The following is a 9,545-nucleotide window of genomic DNA, read 5'->3' as shown; positions in this document are numbered from 1 at the left end:
CCGGCATCGCCGGATACACGCTTGTGTTCCACAGCAGTGGTTTCCAGCTCGTGCAGCATGAGCCGTTCACCTCTGCGGAGGAGGCTGTAAGAAACGGTTCCGACATTGTTTCCACAACGCAGATTGTGGAACTGTCAAGACACCGGATGCGAGTGCGCGACACCGACAAAGGGAAAGAACTGCAGGCGCAGATCGATGAGCTGTCAGAACTTCTCTACGCATTCCGGCATGGAATCGTGAAGGAGCGACATTACAAAAACTGACAATCTGAAACTTGAAACGACAATAACAATGAATAAATTTATAATATCGCTGATAGCGGCAGTTTCGGCTACTACCGCCTCAGCGCAGGTCAGCGCATCTCCCGAAAGGTTCTCTCCCCTTGCGGCAGGATATCTGGAACGCGCCCGCACCATGCTTTCAAGCGGAAACTACCCCGGAGTGATCGACCAGCTGAACGAGCTAAACACCAAGGGCATAATCCTTAACCAGACCGAAAAAGAGGAATATGTGTTCATGCTTGCCCGCGCTTATTACGAACGCGGCGATGCGGAATGCGTCACCCTGCTTCGTAATTTCATCAGAGATTATCCCGCATCCACCCATGCTCTCGAAGCAAGACTTTCCGTGGGTGACTATTTCTTTTTCCATCACCTCTGGCCCGATGCCCTGACGGAATACGACGGCATAGATTTCGACCGCCTGAACCGCGAGGACTTCGCCCTCTACACCTACCGGCATGCACTGACACAGATCAAGACCGGACATTACGCCGAGGCAAGACAGAGTCTGAAAGCCTTGAAGGAGAATCGTCTTTACCGAGAGGCATACACATTCTACTCAGCTTATCTCGACTATATCGACGGCGACTACGATAAAGCATACACCGGATTCTCAAAAGTGAGAAGCGGAGAAAAAGGTCTTGAAGCGGCATATTACATGACTCAGATAGACTACAACCGTGGAGAATACGACCGAGTGGCGGCAAAGGGACAGGAACTTCTCCGCTCACTCTCCGATCCGGAACTCGCACCTGAGCTGAACCGCATTACCGGTCTCAGTTTCTTCAAACTCGGCGACTATCAGCAGGCAAAGGTTTTCCTGAAAAAATACATTTCGCTGATTGACGGTTCTCCCGCTCCTGACGCTATTTACGCACTTGCCGTTGCCGACTATGCCGATGGCGATTACTCGGCGGCTGCCGAAAAATTCGCCACACTTACGGAACTTGACAATGACCTTGCGCAAAGCGCATGGCTCTATCTCGGACAATGCGATGTGAAGACCGGCAACGATGATGCTGCCGCAATGGCGTTCGAGAAGGCGGCGCGCATGGATTATGACCGCAATGTGTCGGAAGTGGCTCTCTACAACTACGTGGCAGCTCTGACAAGAGGTGGCAAAGTGCCGTTCTCCTCTTCGGTAGACATGCTGGAAGGCTTTATCAAACTTTATCCCAATTCGGAATATACTCCCAAGGTAGAGGAATATCTGGCAACTGCATATTACAACGAGCGCAACTATACCAAAGCACTCGCAAGCATCGAGAAGATAAGACACCCGTCCAAAGACGTGCTTGCCGCCAAACAGAAGATTCTCTACGAACTGGGAATCGAATCGATGACCAACGGACGTCCGCAGGAGGCTTCGGGATTCCTCAACCGCTCGCTTGAACTTGCCTCGCATGACCGCAGGCTCGCAGCACAGACCCATATCTGGCTCGGCGATGCGGAGTATTCGCAAGGGAATTACGCCAAGGCATCGGCGGCATACAATACTTTCCTCAAATCGGAAAACAATTCTTCCAACCGCACTTTGGCTCTTTACAATCTCGCTTATTCCGAATATCAGCAGGAGAAATATGCGGCAGCCGCACGTGAGTTTGCCAAGGCTCTGGCGGCATCTCCCGCTCTTCCCGCAACCCTCAAGGCGGATGCTGTCACAAGGATGGCAGACTGCCAGTATTATACGGGTGACTACCGGACAGCCCGCGATACCTATGCCCGTGCGAAAGCGGAGAATGCTTCAGATGCGGATTATGCTTCTTACCGTCATGCCGTCATGCTCGGTCTTGACGGGGATGTGAACGGAAAAATAAAGGAACTTTCCGAGATTGAAAACAAATTCCCGGATTCCAAATGGATNCCCAATGTGCTTCTTGAGAAGGCTCTGACATATGAGGCTATAGACCGTAATGACAAGGCGGCTGACGCCTTCAGCCGCCTTGCATCCAGATATCCCAAGTCTGTGCAGGCAAGGAAAGCGATGATCAACCTTGCCCTTACTTATTCGAAAGCTGGAAAAATGGAACAGGCTGCAGACACTTACAAGGAAATAATCCGCACCTGGCCGTCAAGCGAGGAGGCATCCATTGCCAACGATGACTTGAGAAAATATTACGCTTCGCGGGGAGAGCTGCCGCAGTATGCGGAATTCCTCCGCGGTGTTCCTGAAGCAAAACAGCTCGATGCCGATGAAATGGAACAGCTCGCATTCGACAGTGCGGAGACTGCCTATGCCGGTAATATAGAAGACATAACTCTTCTGAGAAACTATGTGCGTGACTATCCTGACGGCAAATACCTCGCTCCAGTATTGCTTGACATCGCAACCTCGCTCCAGTCTTCCGGGAAATTTGTTGAAGCAGAGGAAACTCTCGCACACCTTGCCGAAGCTCGTCCTCATTCCGTGCAATATCCGGAAGCCCTCCTCCTCCGTGCCGAGATTCTGGAGAATGACATACCGGGGCGCGCATCGGAAGCTACTGATGTCTACAAAGCTCTGGCAAACACAGGAGAAACTGATTTCATGGCTGACGCATATGCCGGAATAGCACGCACGTCGCAATCCGATTCAGAACGTATCGAATACGCACGCAAGGCACGCAACAACGGCGGCATAGGTGCCGACCAGGCAGAGGAGATGCAACTTGTCGAGGCTCTGGCAATGCTCCGTTCGGGAAATACGGAGGAAGCTCTTGACATGCTTTCTTCTCTCGCGGCAAATCCCGCCGGTATCGCCGGAGCCAAGGCTGCGGTAGAACTCGGACAATATTATATCGACAACAAGGATTTCACCAATGCAGAGAAGGTTTTGCTTGAATTTACTGAAGCCGGAACACCTCATGAGTTCCAGCTCGCCCGCGGATTCATCCTCCTTGCCGATGCCTATAAAGGGCAGGGCAAGGCTTATCTTGCAAAAGAATATCTGCAAAGCCTGCGCGAGAATTATCCCGGAAACGAGCCGGAAATCCTTAATGCAATAAAATCACGCCTCAACGCTCTCAAGTAATGAAGAAACATATCATATACGCCTTTGCCGCCGTCTCGGTGTTACCCGCAGCGGCTCAATATAACCAATCGATTTCCGTAGACGGGAAATATGTGCCGGAGGTCTTTCGGCTCGACCGCATAAATTCTTTCCCGAAACAGGTCAAATTCTCTCTGGAGACCAACCCGCTTTCATATGATGGGAGAAGCGTTCCGGCTGCATTCGCCCCGAGTCTCCTTCCACTACCCGCCACCGGATGGCGCGATACCCGGGAATATTCTGATTCCCGAGGCTATCTCGATCTGGGAGCCGGAAGCTGGCTGAACTCCACCCTGAGTGCCGGATACCGCTTCATTGATGACAGAAACACTACATTCGGCGTGCGCCTGCAGCACAATTCCACCTCGCTGTGGAAACCGGAAGTGTCTGAAACTATGAAAGACACCCGCATGTACCGTTACGATGAATCCATCGGTTTCTACGGATCTCACGACTTCAACGGAAAAGGAAGACTGAGCGGTGCGTTAGACTGGCATATCGGCAACTTCAATTATTACGGATACAATCCTCAATGGAGCAGTTTCTCGGACGAAAATGCCCCTAAAGCTCCGACACAGACACTCAACGACATATCTGCACGGTTCGGATGGCAATCACCCTACAGGTCAGATGAAATCACATGGAATGTGGAAGCCGGAGTGCGCTATTTCGGATACCGCTCAGCCTATTCACCCCTGAAGCGGATGTTAATCGGTATGCCGGATGAGGGGATAATGCTTGAACGCGCATCGGGAGGAAGGGAAACAGACATAAATCTTCTCGGAGGCGTAAACTTCCCCATGTCGTCCAAATCTTCTATCGGCATAGATGTCAACACCGACATACTCCTTTATTCCCATCATCAGGTTGACGGCGGCTACAGTCCGGTGCAACCGGATAACTATGGCATGCTAACTTTGACACCATATTATAGTTTTTCACGCGACAGGCTGTTAGTGCGCATTGGCGCGGAGATTGATCTCGCATTCAATGCCGGTGAGGAGAACGACCGCTATAGTTTCCTGCACGTGGCCCCGGATATCAAGCTGGATTATCTTGCAGGTCCGGTGGCTTTCTATCTTCATGCCCTTGGCGGCAGTCGTCTGAACACTCTGGCATCCAATTATGAACGTGATTATTACCAATCACCGCTTATCGGCAACTCACGACCCGTATATTCTCCTCTCGATGGTAGCCTCGGGGCTACATTCGGTCCATTCTCTGGTTTCTCAGCCGGTGCGGATTTCGCATTCCGCATCTCCCGTGGAGAATATCTCGGCGGATGGTATCAGCAAAGTCTCAATTATCTGAATCAGGTTGCTCCCGGTCTGCCGGAATCCGTTTATATGGACAACGCCGACCGCACGCTTTCATATGATTACAACCAAGACCACACCTGCAACCTTCACGGATTCAGCATCGGCATCCACGCATCATATGACCTTGGCAAAATCATAAAGATAGAGGCAAAAGGAAACTATCAGCCCCAAAACGGCAACAAGGGATATTTCAACGGATATGACCGTCCGCGCTGGACTGCCGGAATATCTGCTGAAACGAACCCGTGGAGCACTCTCAGACTTAAACTCGCCTATGATTATCGCGGTGTGCGCAATATCTACACCATAGGTAATTATCAAGGTGGCATGATTTCCGATGCCGACGTGCTCCTGTCAAAGAGACTCCCCGACATTACCTATCTCAATTTCGGCGCCTCCTACGGCATAACCTCGAATTTCACAGTATGGGTGCAGGCAGACAATCTCCTTAACCGGCACGACGAGCTCTTGCCCGGACTACCTCAGCAGGGCGTCAGACTCGCGGCGGGATTCGGTGTGACATTCTGACCGCCGCATATAAAAGATTCGCAAACCATATTTTCTCTCCGCTTGTTATCAAGTAAGAAAAAAACAATTTATGAGCACAATGACCCTCACATATCTGAATGAAGACGATAAGGCATACGGACTTGCCGGGATGGCTATTTCGCTCGCCGCGCTCGATGCGATCGATCGCGTGGCAGGCGTCTCTCTCGACTCAGACGGCCCGATGGTCACGTTCTCTCATCAGTATTATTTTTCCGGTTCGCCGTCAATTTCCCCGAAAACTACCTGGGATAACCTACTGCGCAATTTCTATATCACCTCGGCGATGGTGATCTCAAACGTGATGTCGAGATCCATGGTCAGACTGGGACAGGATGTCCCGGCAGAACTGCTTGACACGATACACAATGAAATAAGCCGCGAAGGACGCGACACCTGTTCTCTCGAAGATGACGAAATCGACACAATCTACGAGAAAACGCGTTCCTATATGGGGCGTATCTTCCGCAATCCGAGACTCCACCCCGCAATCGATGACTTCGCACGAACAATCTCCCGCCGTCGCACTCTGAGCGGCAGCGAGATAATTGATGAATTACGCGCACTTTCAATAATCTGACAATGCTTGAGGATATTCAGAAAGCTGTAGACAAGTGGATCCATGAAGTCGGCAAAGGGTATTTTTCCGAACTTACAAACATGGCGGTGCTTACTGAGGAAGTAGGTGAGCTGGCAAGAGTCATCGCCAGAGTATATGGTGACCAGAAAGCAAAACCGGGAGACCTTGACAAAGACGTGCACGCCCAGCTCGCCGAAGAACTCGCCGATGTGATATGGGTCGTGACGTGCATTGCCAACCAGACCGGAACAAACCTTTCCGAAGCCTTCGAGGCTTCTTTAAAGAAAAAATACACACGCGACCGCAACAGATTTTAAATCAACGCGTTGATAGCACTCCGGACATTTGGCGCAAGACTTTGGCTGAAGCCGTCTTGAGACTATTTTGAATCCGGTGCCTAAAATAAATTTTGCGACATGCAAATTTTTTATTAATTTTGCAACAGCTTCGAGGCTCGGCTCTCCTTTTTCCTATCCCTATCCCCATTCCCGGGAGGGCAGAGTCTGAAGCTTTAGGATTGTCTTATGGTGTAATGGTAGCACTGCAGTTTTTGGTTCTGCCTGTCCAGGTTCGAATCCTGGTAAGACAACAAAGTCAAGCCGCGACTGACTAATTCCCTGTCAGTTGCGGCTTGACTTTGTTATATTGCCGAATTTTCAACAAGTGTTGATGGGGTGCGGAAAAAAGGAAGACGATTGAGAGGAACACAATAACTGCAAGTGCCCAGGCATAGTAGAGATAGGGAAAAGGGGCGGCGGGTGATAATCAGATATGCCCACTTTCCAAGAATCCGTTTATCCCGATCCGAGAATAAGCAACAGGAGACTCAAAAGAAGTATGCCCAGATCTATGAGTTTCCGGCGGATATGCCGCTCATGAAGCGCTATTACACCATATGCGAACGAAACCAGCACACTTCCCCTCCTGATCATGGAGACAACAGAAATCATCGAGTCCGGCTGCGACAACGAATAAAAATAAGCTATGTCGGCGCCAGTTAGAAACAGCGAGATTCCTAATATCGACCACCGCCAGCGGAATCTCACTCCCGATGCGCCGGAACGCGCCAGCACTATCAATATCACTCCCATAATCAGCACCTGATAAAGTGAATACCATGCCTGAACCTCAAGAGGCGCATAGCTGCGGAGAAGATATTTGTCGTAAAGCGCACTTACCGCACCGAGCATCGTTGCCCCGATAGACATCCACAGCCAGCGGCTGCGCCTGAAAGAGAAACCCTCGGCTGCCCCTATGCGGCTTATCATGAAAAGCGAGACAAATCCAAGCAGTATGCCGAGCCACTGAAGCAGGTTCAGACGCTCTCCGAACACCAGTAACGCACCGACAAGAACTATTACCGGACGCGAGGCATTGACCGGTCCCTGAATAGTCAGAGGCAGATGTTTGATAGAGAAATAACCGAGTATCCATGAACTCAGCACTATCACCGCCTTAAGCATTATCTGCAGATGACCGTAAACTGTATCGTTGAGTCCGAAACCGCCATGCGCGAGGTTCATCACGATTACAGGCGACATCAGCAGCGTTCCGAAAAGAGTATTGAGAAAAAGCACTGTCGGCACATTGTTGTCGCGCACCGACAATTTTTTCATTATATCATAGAATCCAAGCCCTAAGGCGGAGCAGACTGCAAGCAATATCCACATGACTTTGAACGTTGAAAAACAATCGGGAGGAATTTTGTGCAAAATTACAAAATTCCTCCCAATTATCTAAATTCTGAAACACAACGGCGGCTAAGATGCCGTTTCTGTCATGAGTCAGAGTGCTTCAAGTGTGAACGGAGCGGGGCGGTCAAGTGTTGATTTCGTTTCATTGCCGAAAAAGTCAGTCCAGGAAATATCCACCGGAGCATCGGGCGTGGATGCCTTGGCGCGGAAAAGCTGGAACTTGCGCGGCTTCTGATAACCTTTGTTCTCTACCTGATTGAGCCATATCGTATTACGCACCATATACGACACTGTATAAAGAGGATTCTCCTCGGTCACAATCTCCACCGGAAGTTCCTTGCCGTTTTCGGTTATCTTAAGCGTCCCTTCCGGATCCCATGCCCACAGATTCACATATATATAATTCTCTGGCACATCGCTGTAATCTGTCCATTTCGGATAATTCTTAAGAAATGCCCTCATTTCCCGGTTATTGGCGAAATAATCCTTCACTCCGTTCATATCCCACGCATAGAACTGCCTGTCTTCCGGATATTCGAAAGCTTTGTGTTCCCACTTAAGGTCTGAACCGTCAACCGTAAAGAGTTCGTATCCTGCAGGCGTGCCGTCCGGACAAAGATTCTTGAGCGCGGTAGCTCTCGTACGCCACCATGAACCGCAAGCACCGGAAATGTTGTGGTCGGCGAGATTCTGCTCTTCCTCCGGCATGCGTACAATACACTGTCTGTGCGAATGCCCTGAGAATGTATGTACATTCTTATATGGCTTGAGAATGGATAGCAGTTCGCGAGAACTTGTCTCTTCCGGCTTGAGCCTGTATGCAGAGCCGTCGTTCTTCTTCCAGCGCAAAAGCGGACAGTGCATGCTCACCACCACCGGTGTGTCATAAGAGACTCCGGCAAGGTCTTTCCTGAGCCAGTCAAGCTGTTCCTGTGTGAAATTCTCCTTATAATTGCGGCGTCCTGTTATCCCCGGATAACTCGGATTTTCCAGAGTAGCGTTGATATAGTCTATGTTGTCAAGGAATACATAATGCACATCGCCTATATTATGCGAATAATACCGCGGACCGAAAGTTTTCTGATACGGAAGCGATGCCCGGAAATCAGCCCCCTCACCTGCCGGAGTGGCTCCGTCGTTGTCATGATTTCCCATAACATTGAAGAATGCCGTGGGATAGTCAGCCTCGTTCAGCGTGCCGCGCAGATCATTTATACTGTACTGATGCGCATACCAGTATAAATCCCACGATCCGTCACCAAGATTGATTGTATAGGCAGGAATACCGGCAGCTTTCAGTTTGCTCACCTCCTCCTTTATCCTGTCTACATAAGGACCGGAGAATATATCCACATCATTGCGCTCGTTGGCAAGATGAATATCCGCAAGGAAAATAACCGCGTGTCTTTTGTTATCGGTTTTCTTCAGACAGAAGTCGAGGCGTTCATATTTGTCGGCAGGCATCGTGAAGTCAGCCCAGAACTGGGGCATCACATCTTCCCGCACAGCCTCATAACCGGAGGGTGTTGTAATGAACACCTGTGGATTCTGTTTTTTCGATTTAAGGTAATAGGCACCCTTCTTGTCGGTCTTTGTCACTTCGTATCCGTCTGAGACAGTTACACCGGCAACAGGCTTCCCGTCACATTCAACCGTTCCGGCAACCGTAACACCCTTGCCGGGCTTCACCGGCAACGAAGATTTGAACGTTGATTGTGCATTGACGGCTACAGCAAAAGCCAATGCCGCCGCTGTCAAGGATAATTTGTAAAGTTTCATCTCGAAATGGTTTATAGTTATTATTGTTGCTTTCTGAAAAGACTTTTGCAAAGTTATGAAATTTTATTTATTCTACAAATCCATCACATTTTATTTAAGCAGCTGCCGGAAATAATTGCAGGCTTTTTCTTTTATTCAGGGATTTTTACCAATTCCTTCTTTTTCCGACCTTATCTGAAACTATCCGATTTATGGTTGCGTCTAACGCTATGATTTCCTAATTTTGGGGAATTATTTACAATAACAAAATGACAGTCGAAACAATAACACCATACGATTCCTCTCCTCTGCGTTCTCTTTTCGCGCTCGCTCTGGTAA

At 49.6% G+C, this 9,545-nt stretch carries 7 protein-coding genes; 5 read left to right on the top strand and 2 right to left on the bottom strand.

The genetic code is table 11. The features are described 5' to 3' along the window. The 5 genes from JX312_RS04740 to JX312_RS04720 form a co-directional block, all read left to right on the top strand. A partial coding sequence (locus JX312_RS04740; protein WP_204457220.1) for a fructose-bisphosphatase class III occupies positions 1-263 on the top strand: 263 nt, incomplete at its 5' end. A gap of 28 nt (positions 264-291) precedes the next feature. After that, entirely contained in the window at positions 292-3,291 is a 3,000-nt protein-coding gene (locus tag JX312_RS04735; RefSeq protein ID WP_204457219.1) for a tetratricopeptide repeat protein, read from the top strand. Further along, positions 3,291-5,156: a TonB-dependent receptor gene (locus JX312_RS04730; protein ID WP_204457218.1), complete on the top strand. Its 1,866-nt coding sequence runs from the start codon at positions 3,291-3,293 to the stop codon at positions 5,154-5,156. The genes JX312_RS04735 and JX312_RS04730 overlap by 1 nt, the downstream gene beginning before the upstream one ends. A 70-nt stretch (positions 5,157-5,226) precedes the next feature. After that, the gene (locus tag JX312_RS04725; protein ID WP_123404328.1) at positions 5,227-5,754 is read left to right on the top strand and encodes a hypothetical protein; all 528 of its coding nucleotides are present in this window, start codon (positions 5,227-5,229) and stop codon (positions 5,752-5,754) included. A gap of 2 nt (positions 5,755-5,756) precedes the next feature. Next, positions 5,757-6,071 carry a nucleotide pyrophosphohydrolase gene (locus JX312_RS04720; protein WP_204457217.1) on the top strand — a complete coding sequence of 105 codons (315 nt, stop codon included), beginning with the start codon at positions 5,757-5,759 and terminating at the stop codon, positions 6,069-6,071. A 477-nt stretch (positions 6,072-6,548) separates the two neighbouring features. Here the strand turns inward: JX312_RS04720 and JX312_RS04715 are convergent, their stop codons facing one another. Together JX312_RS04715 and JX312_RS04710 are read right to left on the bottom strand one after the other, a co-directional pair. Continuing rightward, positions 6,549-7,424, bottom strand: coding sequence for an EamA family transporter (locus JX312_RS04715; RefSeq protein WP_123404333.1), 876 nt, complete (start codon positions 7,422-7,424; stop codon positions 6,549-6,551). 114 nt (positions 7,425-7,538) lie between these two features. Then, complete coding sequence (locus tag JX312_RS04710) at positions 7,539-9,227, bottom strand: calcineurin-like phosphoesterase family protein (protein ID WP_204457216.1); 1,689 nt, start codon at positions 9,225-9,227, stop codon at positions 7,539-7,541. Between the last annotated feature and the right edge of the window lie 318 nt (positions 9,228-9,545).

The organism is Barnesiella sp. CU968 (genome assembly GCF_905219685.1).
GTDB classification, from domain to species: Bacteria; Bacteroidota; Bacteroidia; order Bacteroidales; family Muribaculaceae; genus Lepagella; species Lepagella muris_A.
Note: the sequence above shows the minus strand (reverse complement) of the source record. Positions and strands in the feature narration are given on the sequence as shown.

Bases quoted from the DNA above. Each gene is read 5' to 3' on its own strand.
- JX312_RS04730 (WP_204457218.1), top strand. From the start codon at position 3,291: ATGAAGAAACATATCATATACGCCTTTGCCGCCGTCTCGGTGTTACCC.
- JX312_RS04725 (WP_123404328.1), top strand. From the start codon at position 5,227: ATGAGCACAATGACCCTCACATATCTGAATGAAGACGATAAGGCATAC.
- JX312_RS04720 (WP_204457217.1), top strand. From the start codon at position 5,757: ATGCTTGAGGATATTCAGAAAGCTGTAGACAAGTGGATCCATGAAGTC.
- JX312_RS04715 (WP_123404333.1), bottom strand. From the start codon at position 7,424: ATGTGGATATTGCTTGCAGTCTGCTCCGCCTTAGGGCTTGGATTCTAT.
- JX312_RS04710 (WP_204457216.1), bottom strand. From the start codon at position 9,227: ATGAAACTTTACAAATTATCCTTGACAGCGGCGGCATTGGCTTTTGCT.